This window comes from Nocardia amamiensis, from assembly GCF_015477605.1.
Classification (GTDB): Bacteria; Actinomycetota; Actinomycetes; order Mycobacteriales; family Mycobacteriaceae; genus Nocardia; species Nocardia amamiensis_A.
Genome location: NZ_JADLQX010000020.1, coordinates 97,432 through 115,301 on the forward strand (window position 1 = coordinate 97,432; position 17,870 = coordinate 115,301).

Consider the following 17,870-nt stretch of genomic DNA (forward strand, 5'->3'; position numbering starts at 1 on the left):
GGACGCGGACGGCGCGAGTCAGGCGATGGTCGCTTGCAGGCGGGAGCCGGTGCGGCCGCGGAGGACGTGCAGGCGGCTGGGGATGCGTTGGCGCATTTCGTCTACGTGGCTGACCACGCCGACCACCCGGCCACCGGCGCGGAGTTCGTCGAGAACGCCCATGACGGCGTCCAGACTGTCGGCGTCCAAGCCGCCGAAGCCCTCGTCGATGAACAGGGTGTCCAGGACGACGCCTCCGGATTCGGCCGCGACGGTGTCGGCCAAACCGAGCGCCAATGACAGTGAGGCCATGAAGGTTTCGCCGCCGGAGAGGGTTTTGGCGGGGCGGATGGCACCGGTGTAGTCGTCGCGGATATCGAGGCCGAGCCCGCCGCGGCGACCACGCGGACCGGCCTTGTCGGAGTGGACGAATTCGTAACGGCCACCGGACATCTTGCGCAACCGCAACGACCCGGCCTGCGCTACTTCTTCCAGGCGGGCGGCCAGGACGTAGGAGTGCAGGGACATGTGCCGGTTGTTCGCGCCGCGCCCGGCGACCACGTCGGCGAGTCCCTTCAACTCCTCGAAGGCCTGCTGAGCCGGTGCGATCCGGTCGACGGCGGCCCAGAGCTGACCGCCCAGCTCCTCGAGCTGGCTAGCCCGCCTGCCGGCTTCGGCATGGGCGGCCACCGCGGCGTTCAGGCTGCTCTGCGCGGCCGCTGCCTGCGCGTCGAGTTCGGTCAGGTCACCGGGCTGCGAAGCCGCCGCGGCCTGGATCTCCGGTTCCGCCAGAACGGCTTCCGCGTGGGCGCGGGCTCGGTCGGCCACCAGGAGTTCGGCTTCGATCTCGGCCTGTCGTTCGGGCGTACGGGACGCGGCGGCGGCGACCTTCGCGTATGCGGCCAGCAACGCGACGTCATCGCGCGTACCGCTCGCCGCGGTCTCACGACGCACTACGCCGGAATCCGGGTCGCCGGCTTCCACCGGTGCAGCAGCGTCGTCGCCGGACCAGCCCGTGCTCTCCACCTGCCCTTCCGTAGTGCCCGCCAGGCGTGTTGCGGGTAGCGAGCCGCCGATACCGGACGCGGAATCGCCGACTTGTCCTGCGCGCTCGTCCGCGACATCCAGGCGTGTTGCCGGTACGGAAAGACCGACACCGGCCGGGGAGTCGACGACCTGCCCTTCTGGCACGAAACCGGCCGCGCGGGCGAGCTTTTCGACGCGACCGGCAACAACCGAGACCTGCTCACGCGCCGCCTCCGCCTCCGCGCGGGCGTCGCGCAGGGCGGACGCCTCGGCGACGAGGGCGGCGAGCCGGGCACGCCGGCGTTCGATGGTCTGGTCGGTACCGGCGGCGACACGCAGACGTTCGTCGAGCTCGGTCGATCGCTCCTCCGCGGAGGCGATGGTTGCGGCGACCGCGCTGCGGCGGGCGTCGCATTCGCGCAGCTCGTCGTGCAGCCGCGTCTCGTCATCGCGCAGACGGACGAGCTCGCCGTTCAAGTCGTCGGCGTGCGCGGCCAGTTCTGCGGTGTCCTCGTAGCGGTCGGTCGCGGCGCGCAGTGCGGCAGCGAGTTCGACGCGGTCGGTGTCGCCGCCGCGCGCGACCAGCGCTTCGATCTCGCGCTCCAACCCCGTGATACGGGCCAGCGCACGGTCGCGGGTGTCCTCGGCCGCGCGCTCGGCGGCCGCGGCGGCCTCCTCCTCGTCCTTGGACACCGCGGTCGCGGTGGGCTGGGCGGGCGCGGGATGATCGGCGGAACCGCAGACCGCGCACGGATTTCCGGCGACCAGTCCACCGGCCAACTCGGCAGCCATTCCGGACAGCCTGCGCTCGCGCAGGTCGAGCACGAGTTCCTTGGCGTCGAGGTGCGCCGCGCGGGCGGTGTCGAATTCGATCCTGGCGTGATCGAGCGCCGTTCGGCGTGCGGCCAGTTCGACGGCGGCTGTCGCCGCGTTCTGCAGTCGCTCGGCTTCCGCGGTCAGGCCGGGCAGCGCCGCGGCCGCCTCGGTCGCCTCGCGCGATCTGGTCTCCGCGCTGGCGAGCGCGGCGGGCAATCGGTCGCGTCGCGCGGTGAGTTCGATGATGCGTTCGGCCAGCGTGGTGTCCTCGGCGCGCAGCGCGACGAGCTCGTCACCCAGTCGCGTGGCCGTGGCCGCGTCCGCCCGCACTTCGTCCAGAGCGCCGATCTGTCCGCTCCAGCGTTGGATCGCCGCGTCGATGTCGGCGTCGTCACGCACGTGGGCGTCGTCATCGGACCGGAGCAATTCGGCGCCGCCGAGGTCGGCGCTCGCCGGTTCCCGCAGCCGGGCGGCCAAACGGCTCGCCGCGCTGAGTTCTTCGCTGTCTCGCTGCCGCTGGGCTCGGACCGCCACGCGCGCCTCGTCGATGGCCGCAGCGACCGGCTCGGCCCGGCGCGCAAGTTCGAGTTCGGCTCGCAGCGCGCCGCGCCGTTCGGCGTCGGCCGCGTAATCGTCCAGTTGCCGACGGGCCGCGGCCATGCGGCGGTGCAGTTCGTGCAGTCGACGTTGTTGTTCGGCCTGCTCGCGGATCCGCGCCGACTCCTGCTGGCAGCGTTCGAGCGCGGTGACGGCGGCCACGAGGTCGGCGCGGGCGGCGGACAGCAGATCCTGGGACCATGTGACCGATTCCGCGATCCCGATCGAATCCGGGACTCCGGCTGCCATGCCGACCTGGGTGATCAGTCGCTTGATCCCCTCGGTGCGTGTGTCCAGTTCGGCTTCGGCTGCGCGGCGTTTGTCGGCGAGCCACTGCTCGGCCGTGCCGAAACGCTTGGTGTCGAAGAGTTTCTCGAGCAGCTTTTCGCGGTCTTCGTTGTCCGATCGCAGGAAACGGGCGAAATCGCCCTGTGGCAGCAGCACGACTTGGAAGAACTGGTCGGCGCTCATACCGAGCAGACGATGGACTTCGTCGCCGATATCCACTATTCGAGAGAGATTTTCGCCGTGGCCGTCCAACCAGGTCAGCGTGGCTTTGGCCGGCACGGTGCGCACGCCGGTGCCGTCTCGTTTGGGGCGCTCGAATTCGGGGCTGCGGGTAAGCCGCAGTCGCCGACCGCCCAAGGTCGCTTCGAGCAGTACCTGCGGCGGCGTGTTTTCCGGGGCGTGGTCGGAGTGCAACCGCTTGCTTTCGCCGCGCGCACCGGGCACCTTGCCGTACAGAGCGAACGCGATCGCGTCCAGCACCGTGGTCTTCCCCGCTCCGGTCTGGCCGTGCAGCAGGAACAGCCCGTCCGCGCCGAGCGCGTCGAAGTCGACGACCGTGGTGTCGGCGTACGGGCCGAACGCGGTCATCTCGAGCTTGTGCAACCTCATGCCGCCGCGCTTACGCCTGGTCCCAGCAGCTGCGAACGCTCGGTCGAAACTTCGACTCGTTCGGCGGACACGTTCATGATTCCACCTCGCCGGTGGTCGGCTCTGTCACGAGCCAGGGCTCGGCTATGTCGATTGTTCGCCCGCTGCGCTCGCTCATGACTCCAACTCGCTGGCGCTCGGCTCCGTCACGAGCGAGGGCTCGGCTACGTCAACTCTTCGCTCACTGCGCTCGGCTATGTCGATTGTTCGCTCACTGCGCTCGCTCATGCGGACAGTTCCTCGGGCGCGCTGACCACGGTCACCTGCTCCCGTTCCGCGACGGCGGCGGCGAGCGCACGATCCAGCCACGTCATCTCGCTCGAGGTCGGTGCGCCGCGCACGTCGGTGAGGAAGCTGCGGGCTACTTCGGTGTCGCGGCGGCCGTGCACCCGCTCACGGTAGCGCAGCTCCGGATTGCCCTCGGGCCGCGCCCATTCCACGTGTACAGCGTAGGGGAACCGTTCTCTGAGCTTGCGCATGGCATCGACCGGGCGGGCGATGTCGGTGAGCACCGCGGACACGTAGTGCTGTTCGGCCACGGTGTGCTCCTCGCCGCTCAGCAACTGGTCCAGGGTTCCGGTGAGTTTGCTCAGTCCGCGGATCGTCGGTAGATCCCGGCGCCGCACCGTATCCAAGCCGGACGCGTCCAGATCGACGATCCACACCGCCTTGCGATGCGAGTTCTCGGCGAACGAATACGGCAGCGGCGAGCCGGAGTAGCGCACCGACTCCGCCAGTGTCTGGGGTGAATGCAAGTGGCCGAGCGCCACATAGTCGATGCCTTCGAAGGCGGCCAACGGCACCGTCTCCACTCCCCCGACCGAGATCGACCGCTCCGACCCGGTGGCCGCACCGCCGACGACGAAGGCATGCGCCAGCACGACCGTCCGCACCCCCGGCCGCCGCGCGATGTCGGCGCGAATGCGTGCCATGGCCGCGTCCAGGATCTCGGCGTGCGAGCGAGCCTGCGGCACATCGAGTTCGGCGCGGGTGATCTCCGGTTCCAGGTACGGGATGCCGTAACACGCGACGGGCCCGTGCTCGTCCTGGAGCAGAACGGGTCGATCGGCATCGGCGACTGTAGTGCGCAAATGCAACCCGCCCGCGGCGGCGAAACTGGCGCCCGCGCCCAGCCGGGCAGGCGAATCGTGGTTGCCCGAGGTGGCGACGATCTGCGCCCCCGCGGCACGGATGGCCTCGAATCCCCGGTTGCACACCGCGATCGCGTCGGCGCTCGGGATCGACCGGTCGTACACGTCGCCCGGCAGCACGACCACGTCGACCGACTCCTCGGCCACCAGCTCCGCGATGGCGGTCAATGAACGAGCCTGGTCGGCAAGCAGATCGACACCGTGGAACGTGCGCCCGATGTGCCAGTCCGAGGTGTGCAGCATCCGCATGCCGCGAAACCGTAGGGCAACCCACCGACAGACTTCAATCGCCCCGCCCGCTGTGTCGGGTTTGCCCAGCCACCGCACGGCGTGTCCGCCAAGCCGAGCGGCGTGTTCAATCGCACGACCTCGGTTCGTCCCGCGAATCGAATTACCACACATACCTTGGCTTCCCGAGCGCCGGGATGCTGGTGACTCCATATGCCGAGTTGCCGAGTGCTATGCGATTGGACGGCGATCCGTTGGCAGAGTGGGCCGCAGGCACAATACCGAAGGGTTGCTCGCGCTCGTTCTTGTCGGTGGCATGCGGCACTATCCGCGCTATGACCGCACCGACGCTCGCCACCCTGACGCTGGTATCCGCGGCCGGTTCCGATTCGGCCTCGACTGGCTTGCATGCCGCGCCGGCCACGCACCGCGCCACAGCGGCGAACACCTGCCTCGCTACGTCGGCCCACAACCAGCGCTTGCCACCGCAGTCGCCCAGCGGGCCGGCGCGGACACCACGCGCAGCATCCACAGAGCTGCGGCCGACGCAGATGCCACGCGCAGGCATCCGCTCGGTGCCGCCGACGCGCCGTCACGCGCAGGCATCCCTCGGCCTCGGCGCGATGGTGATATCGCTGCGCGCGGTGGGGCGACACGTTGGCAGCACCGATCCCAGCAGGTCGAGCCACAGCGCAGGCCCCCGTGGACCCAAGTGGGCGCGACGACCCAAGATGCAGCGCCCCGGCTGTGAGCCGTACCACTCGCCCGGCTGACCGGCGAGCAGCCCGGACCGGACGGGCGACCAAGTGGGTAGGGCGGTCGAGGCTTTCAGCTACACCATGGCTTCGGTGGAGCCGCCCGATGGTCACTATGGCCGTGCCGCCACGCCGCCGAACGCGGCGGCAACTAGGGTGCATAGCGTGGCTGCTTCCGAACGTGCGCGATCCCGGGTTCCCGCGCCGCAACGCTCGATCCTGCCGTCGGTGCCGGGGATCCCCGTCGGCGCGGCGGTCGTGGTCGCGGTTGCCTGCACGTTTGTGGGATTCCTGATCGATGCCGTCGGCGGAGGCGGCGAGCTGACCGGCACGTTCGCCGCGCTGTACATCGTCGGGTGCGTGGCGGCCGTCGCAGCCGTGCGCTACCGCGGGCTGTTCAGCACGATGGTGTTGCCGCCGCTGCTGCTGTTCGTCGCCGTGCCACTGGCCTATCAACAGCTCACCGGGCGCGGCTCGACCTCGATGAAGGACATCCTGCTGAACCTGGCGATCCCGCTGGTGAACCGCTTCCCGACCATGATGCTGGCCACGGTCGTCGTCGCGCTGATCGGCGGCGCCCGAATCCTGATGCGCCGGCGCGAGGAAGAGGCGAGCCGGCCGCTCCCCGTGCGCCGCGGCGCGAGCGCGGGGAAACCGCCCGTCAAGAAGAGCAAGCCCAGTCGCTCCCCTGGCACGCTCGCGGAGGCGGCGCGCCGCAAAGCCCGCCGCCCGCGACCCGATCCGGACGAGCCCGACCCCGACGACTTGGGAGACCCCGCCCCCCGCCCGGCCCGCCGGCCAGCGGCTCAGGTCGCCGACGCACCGCCCCGGGTCGCGCCGTCCCGGCCGCGCGAAGGTCGCACCCCGGCACGCGGCGCCCGACCGACCGGGGCGATGCCGCGCACCGAAGGCGAACCACCGCGCGCGCCGAGCGGACGCCGCGACATCCCGCCGCATCCGCAGCCCAATGTCCGCTATCGCGAGCGTGATTCGAGCCGCACCGAGCGACGCAGGCCGGAGAATCTGTAGCCGCCTCTCGTGAGAGCCCGCTGCCGGGCTGTGGTCCTCGCGACGGCGACGGCTCGCATACGACGACTCGGGTGACATTCGCCAGAACAGCAAGCGTGCTTCGCACCTGTGGTGCTGTTGTCCCGCGGACACGATCTAATCGACCCCCGGCACCCTACTCGCGTCTGATCGCCGTCGCGTCCGCGAGGAAGTCACCAGCGAACCCATCCGACCGCGGCCACCAAAAGGCGGCGAACATCTGGTCTCGTGAGGTCACACATGCAACCACATCAGCGCCAGCCCATTCCCGAGCGCAGCGGCATCTAGCACTTCCCCGGTTCGCGACCGGCTCGTATCCGAGTGACCGACGCGTCCGCGCCGAAGTCGGCAGCGGCACTCGTCCGACCCGCCCAGACTTTTATCGGTCAGGGCGCTGCGAACAGGCAGCACCGCAGGCGCTGCACATCGAACACGGTCAGCGGCGGGCCTCGCGCAGTTCACGCGGCAGCGCGAAGACGAGCGTCTCGTTGGCCGTGGTGACCGGCTGGACATCGCCGTAGCCGTGCTCGGCCAGCATGTCCAGAACGCCGCGGACCAGGATCTCGGGGACCGACGCGCCCGAGGTGATGCCGATCGTGCGGACGCCATCGAGCCAGGCCGGGTCGACCTCGCGAGCGAAGTCCACCAGATGGGCGGCCTTGGCGCCCGCCCCGAGCGCGACCTCGACCAAGCGCACCGAGTTCGAGGAGTTGCGGGAGCCGACCACGATCACCAGGTCGCATTCCGGCGCCATCGCCTTCACCGCGACCTGACGGTTCTGCGTGGCGTAGCAGATGTCGTCGCTGGGCGGGTCCTGCAGGCCGGGGAAACGCTGCCGCAGCCGCTGCACCGTCTCCATCGTCTCGTCCACGCTCAGCGTGGTCTGCGAGAGCCAGATCACCTTCGACTCGTCACGCACGGTGACCTTGTCCACCGCGTCCGGCCCGTCGACCAGCTGGACGTGCTCGGGCGCCTCACCGGCGGTGCCCTCGACCTCCTCGTGGCCCTCGTGGCCGATCAGCAGGATGTCGTAGTCGTCGCGGGCGAACCGCTTGGCCTCCTGGTGCACCTTGGTGACCAGCGGGCAGGTCGCGTCGATGGTGTGCAGACTGCGCGCCGCGGCGGACTCGTGCACAGCGGGGGAGACGCCGTGCGCGGAGAAGACGACGACCGCACCCTCGGGGACCTCGTCGGTCTCGTCCACGAAGACCACGCCGCGCTCGCGCAGCGTCTCCACAACGTGCCGGTTGTGCACGATCTCCTTGCGCACGTAGATCGGGGCGCCGTGCTTTTCCAACGCCTTCTCGACGGTTTCGACGGCACGGTCGACGCCGGCGCAGTACCCACGCGGCTCGGCGAGCAGTACGCGCTTTCCGCCGTCGGCGTTCGCGACGCCTGCCGAGCGGGCGATTCCGACGTTCAAGGGAATGGCCGAAGACATGCCCACAGGATACGTGCGGCCCGGGGGCTCGCCACGTCGGGGAGTTGTCCGTCACATCGCCGCCGCACCGGCCGCGAGCTGGGCCGGAAGATCACCGAGAAACATGCGGCAGCGACGCGCGGGTACCGGCGGCGAATGCCGGCGGCGGTACCAGCGGACTATTCTCCGCATATGAGCGCAGCGCCGCGAAATTCCGGCCGATCCGCCACGCGCCGGGGCGGACGGATATTCGGACGGCGTACACCCCTCCTTTGCATAACACACCATTTCGGGCAGGCTAGGACCATGTTTCGACCACCCTTTCTGGCCCGGGTCGCCGCCGGCGCCGCCGTATACGCCCTCGAGGAAACCCGCCGGCTACCCACGGCGGCAATGAATTTCCCGATCACGGCCATCAGTCAGCTGCTGCAGACGACGATGCACGTTCAGCAGTTCGTGACCAGCCTGGCCCTGAAGGGCGACACGGTTTTCGACCGCTTGTCCGACCGCCCGGTCGAACAGCCGGAGTGGGCCACGTTCGACGAAGACCTCGACGACGATGCGAGCCCCGCCGCTCACCACACCAGCCGATTCGACCTCTACGCCGCCGACGAGCCCGACCCGGCCCGCACGCCGGAAACCTTCCCCGCCGACGCCACCCGCGCCACCGAGACCAACGGCCACACCACATCGGCGCCGACCGTCGATGCTCCGGCCGAGCCGAAAACCGCTGAGGCGGAATCCGATTCGGATCCCAAGCCGGCCGCGGACACGCCCGAGATCGTGGAACCGGAAGTCGCCACCCGGTACGACTACCTCAACATGACCCTGGCCCAGCTGCGCGCCCGGCTGCGCATGCTGACCGTCGACGACCTCGTCGCGCTGCTGGAGTACGAGCAGCAGACCCGCGCCAGGGCGGCATTCGTGACCATGCTGACGAACCGGATCGCCACCGTTCGAGCCCAGTGACCGACCCTCGGACACCCCCTTCGCCGACGGTTGGCCGGGAAACCTCCGGCCGACCCGCCGCCGCACCGGCCAACTCCGCCGAGCATCCCTGGCCGGTGCGTTCCGTGGCCGTCAAGGTCGCACAGTGGATCGACCGGCTCGGCAGCATCTGGGTGGAGGGCCAGATCACCCAGATCAATCTGCGCCCCGGCACGCGCACCGCGTTCCTCGTGCTACGCGATCCGTCCGCCGACATGTCCCTCTCCGTGACCTGCGATCCGGACCTCATCCGCAACTCCCCTCTCCCGCTGCATGAGGGCAGCCGGGTGGTGGTCTACGGCAAACTCTCCTTCTTCACCGGACGCGGCACGATCTCGTTGCGCGTGCTCGAGATCCGGCCGGTCGGGATCGGGGAACTGCTCGCGCGCATCGAGCGACTGAAGGCGCTGCTGGACGCCGAGGGCCTGTTCGATCCCCGGCTCAAGCGCCCGCTTCCGTTCCTGCCCGGGACGATCGGCCTGATCACCGGCCGCGCGAGTGCGGCGGAGCGCGATGTGCTGAGCGTCGCGCGCAATCGATGGCCTGCGGTGCGTTTCGAGATCCGCAACACCGCCGTACAGGGACCGACCGCGGTGCCGCAGATGCTCGCCGCGCTGGCCGAACTCGATCGCCACCCCGCCGTCGAGGTGATCGTGCTCGCGCGCGGCGGCGGGAGCGTGGAAGACCTGCTGCCGTTCTCCGACGAGGCGTTGTGCCGCGCCATCGTGGCCGCGACGACTCCGATCGTGAGCGCGGTCGGCCACGAACCCGACAATCCGCTCAGCGACTTCGTCGCCGATCTGCGCGCGGCCACCCCGACCGACGCCGCCAAGCGCATCGTCCCGGACGCCGCCGCCGAGCTGGCCTGCGTCGGTGAGCTGCGCGACCGCGCCGCCGCCGCACTGCGCGGCTGGGTCGACCGCGAGACCAGCGCGCTCGCCCAGCTGCGGTCACGGCCGGTGCTCGCCGACCCGCTGCGCGAGATCGACCGCCGTCAGGAAGAGATCGATCGTCTGCGCACGTCGGCGCGCCGCTGCGCCGAGCACTCCATTCGCACCGAATCCACCGCGACCGGGCATCTGCGGGAGAAACTCACGGCGGTGGGACCCGCCGCGACGCTGGCCCGTGGCTACGCTGTCGTACAGCGCGTCACCGGCCGGGAGCGGGTGGTGGTGCGTTCGATCGAGGACGCTCCCCCGGGCAGCCAGCTGCGCATCCGAGTCGCCGACGGCGCCGTCACGGCCGCCGCGCTCGGCGCCGAGGCGCTCGGCACGACACCGACACAGGGAGGAACTGACCTTGGCCGAGACCGGCAAGTCAGCGGATAAGGAGGCGAAGGGCGCCGACCCCGCCGACGAACTGGCCGAGATCGCCGGCTTCGGCTACGAACGCGCCCGCGACGAACTGGTCAACGTGGTGAAGATGCTCGAGCAGGGTGGCCTCGACCTGGACGAATCCCTCGCCCTGTGGGAACGCGGCGAGGCACTGGCCAACCGCTGCGAAGAGCACCTGGCGGGTGCGCGCAAACGCGTGGAGGACGCGCTGCACCGCTCCGACCTGGAACAGCGCGAATGACCATCCGCCGCGCCACCCCGGACATCCGCACCACCGACCTGGCCGCCAGCCGCGACTTCTACCGGCTGCTCGGCTTCCAAGAGGCGATGGACCTGGGTTGGGTCGTGACGATGGCGTCCCCATCCAACCCGACCGCCCAAGTCCTGCTCGTCGGCCCGGACGCCGAACAGCTACAGCCGGACATGAGCGTGGAGGTCGACGATGTCGACGCCGTACACGAGGCGATGACCGCCGCGGGCGCCGACATCGTCTATTCCCTGCGCGACGAGCCGTGGGGCGTACGCCGCTTCTTCGTCCGCGACCCCAGCGGAACCATCGTCAACGTGGTGACCCACCGCTGACCGGCAGCCGAATCAGGGCTTCAGCGGCTGGGCGGCGGTGATCGCCTGGGCCAGGGTGGTGAAGGCCGCCTGGTTGCCCGCGCCGGTGATCAGCACACGGGACTGGCCGAGATCGGCGATCCACGCGGTCTCCGAACCCTTTTCGGCGTAGACGATCCACTTCTGCGCACCGATCTGCTCGGTGCCGCTGGCGTACCGGGATCCGAGCACGAACCGAGCCAGCGCCTCCTCGGTCGCGTTGCTCTGGGTGAACCGCATGTAGGTACTCTGCGGCGTGATGTAGCCGACGGTGCTGACCGGTCCGCCGCCGGTGCCGCCGATGGATTCGCGGCTGCCGGAGTTCGGCGTCCAGTCCGCGGGCACAGCCGGGTTGCGGATCGGGAACGGCAGGGATCGGGCGTCGGCGGTGAGCGCGGCCTGCACGTCGAAATGCGGGATCTTCCCCTGCGTCGGACCGTTCGCGGCGAAACTGCACTGGCTGGCCAGGCCCGCGAACACCACGGCGATCAGCACCAGCGGGATCAGCGACCAGAACAGATCCCGGTAGTCGTTCATGATGCGTGGCTTTTGGTAGGACACGCTCCCAGTATCCACTCGTGCGGCGATGCGCACCCGCGCACCCCGAGCACCCGCAGGTCACCCGAACCAGGGGTGTACGACCGTGCCACGTCGATGCGCGACCGCTCACTCCATCGCTGGGGACCGAATGAGACAATTGACCGGTACGTACCGACGCACAGGAGGCACCCCGCAATGACGGCAACTTCCCCCAACCCCAGCCGCCGCGAGGCGCCCGACCGTAACCTCGCACTCGAACTGGTCCGCGTGACCGAGGCCGGGGCGATGGCCGCGGGCCGGTGGGTCGGACGCGGCGACAAGGAGGGGGGCGACGGCGCCGCCGTCGACGCCATGCGGCAGCTGGTCAGCTCGGTGTCCATGCGCGGCGTCGTCGTCATCGGCGAGGGCGAGAAGGACGAGGCGCCGATGCTGTACAACGGCGAAGCCGTCGGCGACGGCACCGGCCCGGAAGTGGACTTCGCGGTGGACCCGATCGACGGCACCACGCTGATGTCCAAGGGCGTGCCCGGCGCGATCTCCGTGCTCGCGGTCGCCGAGCGCGGCGCGATGTTCGACCCGTCGGCGGTGTTCTACATGCACAAGATCGCCGTCGGCCCCGAAGCCGCCGATGTGATCGATATCTCGGCCCCGATCGGCGAGAACATCCGCCGGGTCGCCAAGGCGAAGAACTCCTCGAAGTCCGACCTGACCGTCTGCATCCTGGACCGTCCCCGGCACGCCGAGCTGATCCAGCAGGTGCGTGACGCGGGCGCGCGCATCCGCCTGATCTCCGACGGCGACGTCGCCGGCGCGATCGCCGCCGCCCGCCCGGACTCCGGCACCGACATCCTGGTCGGCATCGGCGGCACGCCCGAGGGCATCATCGCCGCCGCCGCGATGCGCTGTATGGGCGGCGCGCTGCAGGGCATGCTCGCCCCGAAGGACGACGCGGAACGGCAGAAGGCGCTCGACGCGGGCCACGACCTCGACCGCGTGCTCAGCACCGAAGACCTGGTCTCCGGTGACAACATCTTCTTCTGCGCCACCGGCATCACCGACGGCGACCTGCTGCGCGGCGTGCGTTACTTCGGCGGCGGCGCGTCGACCCACTCGATCGTCATGCGCTCGAAGTCCGGCACCGTCCGCATGATCGACGCTTACCACCGCCTGACCAAGCTCCACGAGTACTCGTCGGTCGACTTCATCGGCGACGAGCACGCGGTCCCGCCGCTGCCGTAACTTTTTGCAGCACCTGCGGCGCTGCGTGTTCGCGGCCCACTTATGGCTCGTGTCGGAGCGACCGCCGCTAGCGACTTCGTCGCGGACGCGACGGCCACTCCGACACGAGCCGGGCCGGGAACGGACAATGCCCGGTCTCGCTGCGATCGAAAACCGCAGATTGGCCGAGTGGGCGCGTATCGCCGTATCCGCCGACCTCAGCATTCGCGCCAAACCTTCGGAGTTGCGGCGACGGGATCGTCCGCTGGCGGCTACACGCGGACGCCGCGGGGGATCGCAGGGGACTTCTCGTGGAGCCGACGGCCGTCGAACCGTGCCAGACCTCGCCAGCGCTCATAAGTACTCGCATCACTGCATTCGGTCCGATGGTGCTTCCTTCGACGCCCTATTCCCGGGTGCGGCCCGCCGCCGGTGTGCGAATGACCTCAGGCGTGGCAGCCCCATCGGGGGCGGGTGCGGCATAAGGTCGGAAATATGACGGAGGAGACTCAGTACCGCATCGAGCACGACACCATGGGTGAGGTTCGGGTTCCGGTGGACGCTTTGTGGCGGGCGCAGACGCAGCGGGCCGTGGAGAACTTCCCGATCAGCGGACGCGGCTTGGAGCGGGCACAGATTCGCGCGCTCGGCCTGCTGAAGGCCGCGTGTGCCACGGTGAACCGCGACCTGGGTCTGCTCGATCCTGCGAAGGCCGACGCCATCATCGCGGCGGCCAACGAGATCGCCGACGGCAAGCACGACGAGCAGTTCCCGATCGACGTCTTCCAAACCGGTTCCGGCACCAGCTCGAACATGAACGCCAACGAGGTGATCGCGTCGCTGGCCAAGGCGAAGGGCGTCACGGTACACCCGAACGACGACGTGAACATGTCGCAGTCGTCCAACGACACCTTCCCCACCGCAACGCATCTCGCCGCCACCGAGGCGGTCATCACGGATCTCGTACCCGCGCTGGAGCATCTGCGCTTGGCGCTGCTGGACAAGTCCAGCGAGTGGCGCACCGTGGTGAAGTCCGGCCGCACGCACCTGATGGACGCCGTTCCGGTGACTCTGGGCCAGGAGTTCGGCGGTTACACCCGCCAGGTGGCGGCCGGGATCGAGCGCATCATGGCGACGCTGCCGCGGCTCGGCGAGCTGCCGATCGGCGGAACGGCGGTCGGCACCGGGCTCAACGCGCCGGAGGGCTTCGGCGCGAAGGTCGTCGCGGAGCTGGTGCGCGCCACCGACATCGACGCGTTGCGCGAGGCCGAGGACCATTTCGAGGCGCAGGCCGCGCGGGACGGTCTGGTCGAGGCCTCCGGTGCGCTGCGCACGATCGCGGTAAGCCTGACCAAGATCGCCAACGACATCCGCTGGATGGGCTCGGGCCCGCTGACCGGACTGGCCGAGATCCAGCTGCCCGATCTGCAGCCGGGCAGCTCGATCATGCCGGGCAAGGTGAATCCCGTTCTGCCCGAGGCGGTTACCCAGGTCGCCGCGCAGGTGGTCGGCAACGACGCGGCGGTCGCCTTCGCAGGCGCGGGCGGCGCTTTCGAGCTGAACGTGTACATCCCGGTGATGGCACGCAACCTGTTGGAGTCGATTCGCCTGCTGGCCAACGTCTCCCGGCTGTTCGCCGATAAATGTGTGCGCGGCCTGGTCGCCAACGTCGAGCACCTGCGCACCCTCGCCGAGTCCTCCCCCTCCATCGTCACCCCGCTGAACTCGGCCATCGGGTACGAGGAGGCGGCCGCGGTCGCCAAGGAAGCGCTGCGGGAGAAGAAGACGATTCGCCAGACCGTCATCGACCGCGGACTGCTCGACGAGAAGCTGACCGAGGAGGAACTCGACCGCCGCCTCGACGTGCTCGCCATGGCGAAGCTGAAGAACGCCGAATAAGCTCCACCGAAAGCAACGCCACCTCGGTCACCGAGGTGGCGTTGATCGTCCGCGGAAAAAGCTTTCGGTCAGTCCCGCAGGTGGGCGAGTTCGTCGCGGGCCAGCTGGCCGTCCGGACCGAAATCGGTGCGGGTGAAGACGTTCCACCGCTTCAGCAGCGGAGCGAACACCAGCTCGCCCTCTTTGGTGCGGTCGTAGACGCCCGCCTCGGCGAGCACGTCGTCGCTGCTTCGGCCGTCGGGCATAGTCACGGAGGGGACCTGGAAATCGGCGATCCGGTCCGCGATGGCGCGGATGGCCTGGTCCGGCACCAGGTCGAGAGCCGCGGCGATCAGGTCGGCGAAGACGACGGACTGCAGCTCGTCGTCCAGCGCGATCCGCTCGGCGATGGCGGTGACCTGCGGGTTCTCCTGCAGGGCGGCGATGTTGCGGTGCCGGACCGCGCTGGCCGCCTCCTCGAACGCGCAGGCGGCCAGCACGTCGAGCAGGTGCAGCGCCGGACGGCGGAAGCCCTTGGTCATGTGCTCCATGCGCAGCCGCTCCAGCTCCACCGGATCGACCGCCCTGGTGACCATGAGGTAGTTGCGGATCATGATCTCGTGCCGGTTCTCCTCGGCCGTCCAGCGGCCGACCCAGCGCCACCACGCGCCGGTGCGCAGATACTTGCCCACCTCACGGTGATACGAGGGCAGGTTGTCGGCGATCAGCACGGAGACGGTCAAGGCCAGTTTGGCGGTTTCGCTGAGCTCGGACTGCTCCGGCGCCCAGTCGGTGCCGCCGAGGAATGCGAAGTTGCGCCCGTTGTCCCACGGCACGAAGTCGTGCGGCTGCCACCCCTCGGCGGCATCGATGTGCTTGCGCAGAATCAGTTCTACGTCCACCGCGAGGGATTCGAGCAGTTCGCGGTCGGTTAGGAGAGTTTGCACCGAGACAACCTAGCGGCTTGGCCCGCGAAGCGGGGTGGATGGATGGGACGGATTGGCAAACCGGGACCGCCCGGCGGCCCCGACGCCGGAAACCGGGTTACGACTTCGGCGTGACGGTGATAGTACCGTCCACCCAGGTGATGGTGCCGCCGGTAAAATCGCTCTGCTTGCCGCCGGGGATGTCCTTCTCGTCGCTGATCGGATAGCCGAGCCTGCCGCCCGGGCCGCCGTTCTCCTCCCAGGCCTTGCGGATCTCCCCCCAGACGACATAGGGCTCACTATCCTTGGCCTCGGCGATCGTGCCGCCTACGAAGTCCTGGAAGTCGCCCTCGTCGGGACCGTCCTCCTGCGCTTGCAGGGGCAGGCCGAGCGGTCCGGTCGGGCCGCCGCTCTGGATGTACTTGTCATAGATGTCGCCGGAGACGGTGATCTCGCCCGCCGGGGTCATGATCCTGGTCTCCTCCGCGGCGGCGCCCGGTGTGCCCGTGGTGTTGCGATCTTCGTCGTCGGTTGCGGTGGCCGCGGTGGTGGTGGTCGGCGACGCGATGGTGGTCATCCAGGTGGTCGTGGTCGCGGCGGTATCCGCGTCCTCGTCGTCCCCGCAGCCGGCCACGACCAGCCCTGCCGCGGCGAGCACTGCGGTGAATCCAGCCGTTCGTCGAGCGAAGTGGTGCATGTCCATCCTCTCGCAAGGGGCTACCGCACACCACGGGCTCGGTGACGCCGCGGGTAGCCTCGGCCGACTGCCGGCGATGACCCGGTGATCGACAAGTGATCACCGGGTCATACCGAACAGCTATCGCGGCAGATAGTACCGCCGGATAGGAGGTGAATCACGCTGCTGGACGGCGCGCCTCGGTCAGGCGTTGGGACCGTATTCCTCCAGCATCTCGGTGACCAGCGCCGCGATCGGCGACCGCTCACTGCGGGTGAGGGTGATGTGCGCGAAAAGCGGGTGGCCCTTCAGCTTCTCGATCACCGCGGCGACTCCGTCGTGCCTGCCGACCCGGAGATTGTCGCGTTGGGCCACGTCGTGCGTGAGCACCACCCGCGATCCGGTTCCGAGCCGGCTGAGCACCGTGAGCAGCACATTCCGCTCCAGGGACTGGGCTTCGTCCACGATCACGAAGGAATCGTGCAGCGATCGCCCGCGAATGTGGGTCAGCGGCAACACCTCCAGCATGTCGCGGCTGAGCACCTCCTCCATCACCTCGCGGCTGGCCAGCCCGTCGAGGGTGTCGAAGACCGCCTGCGCCCATGGGCCCATCTTCTCGCTCTCGGTGCCGGGCAGGTAACCCAGCTCCTGGCCGCCGACCGCGTACAGCGGACGGAACACCACCACCTTGCGCTGGGTGCGCCGCTCCAGCACCGCTTCCAGACCCGCGGTCAACGCGAGCGCGGACTTGCCGGTGCCGGCCCGGCCACCGAGCGAGACGATGCCGACGCTCTCGTCCAGCAGCAGGTCGAGCGCGATGCGCTGCTCCGCCGAGCGACCGTGGAGCCCGAATGCCTCACGCTCGCGCACCAACTGCACCCGCTTGTCCGGAGTGACCCGGCCGAGGGCGCTGGAGCTGGACCCGAGCAACCGGATGCCGGTGTGGCAGGGCAGTTCCCGCGCTTCGTCGAGATCGATCACCGACTCGGCGTAGAGCTGGTCGATCTGCGACGAGCTCACGTCCAGCTCCGCCATGCCGGTCCAGCCCGAGGTGACCACGTCCTGGGCGTGGTATTCGTCGGCGTGCAAGCCCACCGCGCTGGCCTTGACCCGCAGCGGAATGTCCTTGGACACCAGCACCACTTCCCGGCCCTCGGCCGCGAGGTTGAGCGCGCAGGCCAGGATCCGGGCGTCGTTGGTGTCGGTGCGGAACCCGACCGGAAGGACCGCGGGATCGGTGTGGTTCAGTTCCACCTGCAACGTTCCGCCCTCGGTGCCGATCGGCACCTGCTGATCCAGCCTGCCGTACTGCAGGCGCAGATCGTCCAGGTTGCGCAGGGCTTCCCGCGCGAACCAGCCCAGCTCGTGATGATGCCGTTTGGCTTCGAGTTCACTGATGACCACCAGAGGTAAGACCACGTCGTGTTCGCCGAACCTGGTGAAGGACCAAGGATCCGACAGCAGGACGGACGTGTCGATGACGAAGGTTTTGCCGGCTGATTGCGAGGGGCGGGCCCCCTTCGCGGCGGCTCCGCCTTTCGCGGAGCGGGAGTTCGCCGAGGGAGCGGAAAGGGAGCGTGCAGCAGTCACGGTGGGCTCCTCTGTGTTCGTGCGGCACTCGCACGAACGATCGCGCTGGACCGGTCCGTCCTGATGGACCCGACGTTGCCGTCAGGTGCCACGAGGGCCGGGTGCCGGCCCCCTCGTACTGAGTAGCTCAGTCACGGTCAGGACCTCCCGTACGAGCCACACCGCC

General features: G+C 69.4%; 14 protein-coding genes. 7 read left to right on the forward strand and 7 right to left on the reverse strand.

Features of this window, described 5'->3' with window-relative positions:
* Positions 1 to 18: 18 nt before the first annotated feature.
* Together IU459_RS24865 and IU459_RS24870 are read right to left on the reverse strand one after the other, a co-directional pair.
* Entirely contained in the window at positions 19 to 3,315 is a 3,297-nt protein-coding gene (locus IU459_RS24865) for an AAA family ATPase (protein ID WP_195131977.1), read from the reverse strand.
* Positions 3,316 to 3,578: 263 nt separating this feature from the next.
* Entirely contained in the window at positions 3,579 to 4,754 is a 1,176-nt protein-coding gene (locus tag IU459_RS24870) for an exonuclease SbcCD subunit D (RefSeq protein WP_195131978.1), read from the reverse strand.
* A gap of 899 nt (positions 4,755 to 5,653) precedes the next feature.
* Between IU459_RS24870 and IU459_RS24875 the strand changes: the two genes are divergently transcribed.
* Positions 5,654 to 6,517, forward strand: a complete 864-nt coding sequence (locus tag IU459_RS24875) for a DUF6542 domain-containing protein (protein ID WP_195131979.1) — start codon at positions 5,654 to 5,656, stop codon at positions 6,515 to 6,517.
* A gap of 454 nt (positions 6,518 to 6,971) precedes the next feature.
* Here IU459_RS24875 and IU459_RS24880 read toward each other — a convergent pair whose 3' ends face one another.
* Positions 6,972 to 7,976, reverse strand: a complete 1,005-nt coding sequence (locus IU459_RS24880; protein ID WP_195131980.1) for a 4-hydroxy-3-methylbut-2-enyl diphosphate reductase — start codon at positions 7,974 to 7,976, stop codon at positions 6,972 to 6,974.
* Positions 7,977 to 8,261: 285 nt separating this feature from the next.
* On the opposite strand from IU459_RS24880, the gene IU459_RS24885 reads away from it, so the two are divergent.
* The 4 genes from IU459_RS24885 to IU459_RS24900 are packed head-to-tail and all read left to right on the forward strand — an operon-like array spanning position 8,262 to position 10,858.
* Positions 8,262 to 8,924 (forward strand): lipid droplet-associated protein, encoded by a 663-nt coding sequence (locus IU459_RS24885; RefSeq protein WP_195131981.1) that lies wholly within the window; start codon positions 8,262 to 8,264, stop codon positions 8,922 to 8,924.
* Positions 8,921 to 10,270 (forward strand): exodeoxyribonuclease VII large subunit, encoded by a 1,350-nt coding sequence (gene xseA / locus IU459_RS24890; RefSeq protein WP_195131982.1) that lies wholly within the window; start codon positions 8,921 to 8,923, stop codon positions 10,268 to 10,270. Before IU459_RS24885 ends, xseA begins: the two co-directional genes overlap by 4 nt.
* Positions 10,242 to 10,517 (forward strand): exodeoxyribonuclease VII small subunit, encoded by a 276-nt coding sequence (locus tag IU459_RS24895; protein ID WP_440446527.1) that lies wholly within the window; start codon positions 10,242 to 10,244, stop codon positions 10,515 to 10,517. Before xseA ends, IU459_RS24895 begins: the two co-directional genes overlap by 29 nt.
* A complete protein-coding gene (locus tag IU459_RS24900; protein WP_195131983.1) occupies positions 10,514 to 10,858 on the forward strand; it encodes a VOC family protein in 345 nt (114 codons plus the stop codon). Before IU459_RS24895 ends, IU459_RS24900 begins: the two co-directional genes overlap by 4 nt.
* 12 nt (positions 10,859 to 10,870) lie before the next feature.
* Here the strand turns inward: IU459_RS24900 and IU459_RS24905 are convergent, their stop codons facing one another.
* On the reverse strand, positions 10,871 to 11,437 hold the full coding sequence (locus IU459_RS24905) for a DUF4245 domain-containing protein (RefSeq protein WP_195131984.1): 567 nt from the start codon (positions 11,435 to 11,437) through the stop codon (positions 10,871 to 10,873).
* Between the two features lie 174 nt (positions 11,438 to 11,611).
* Between IU459_RS24905 and glpX the strand changes: the two genes are divergently transcribed.
* Both glpX and IU459_RS24915 read left to right on the forward strand, forming a co-directional pair.
* Entirely contained in the window at positions 11,612 to 12,655 is a 1,044-nt protein-coding gene (glpX, locus tag IU459_RS24910) for a class II fructose-bisphosphatase (protein WP_195131985.1), read from the forward strand.
* Positions 12,656 to 13,129: 474 nt separating this feature from the next.
* Entirely contained in the window at positions 13,130 to 14,533 is a 1,404-nt protein-coding gene (locus tag IU459_RS24915; RefSeq protein WP_195131986.1) for a class II fumarate hydratase, read from the forward strand.
* A gap of 68 nt (positions 14,534 to 14,601) precedes the next feature.
* On the opposite strand, the gene IU459_RS24920 is transcribed toward IU459_RS24915, so the two are convergent.
* From IU459_RS24920 to IU459_RS24930, 3 genes are all read right to left on the reverse strand, one after another.
* On the reverse strand, positions 14,602 to 15,459 hold the full coding sequence (locus IU459_RS24920; RefSeq protein ID WP_195131987.1) for an acyl-ACP desaturase: 858 nt from the start codon (positions 15,457 to 15,459) through the stop codon (positions 14,602 to 14,604).
* Positions 15,460 to 15,556: 97 nt separating this feature from the next.
* Complete coding sequence (locus tag IU459_RS24925) at positions 15,557 to 16,135, reverse strand: LGFP repeat-containing protein (protein WP_195131988.1); 579 nt, start codon at positions 16,133 to 16,135, stop codon at positions 15,557 to 15,559.
* A gap of 183 nt (positions 16,136 to 16,318) precedes the next feature.
* A complete protein-coding gene (locus IU459_RS24930) occupies positions 16,319 to 17,704 on the reverse strand; it encodes a PhoH family protein (protein WP_195131989.1) in 1,386 nt (461 codons plus the stop codon).
* Between the last annotated feature and the right edge of the window lie 166 nt (positions 17,705 to 17,870).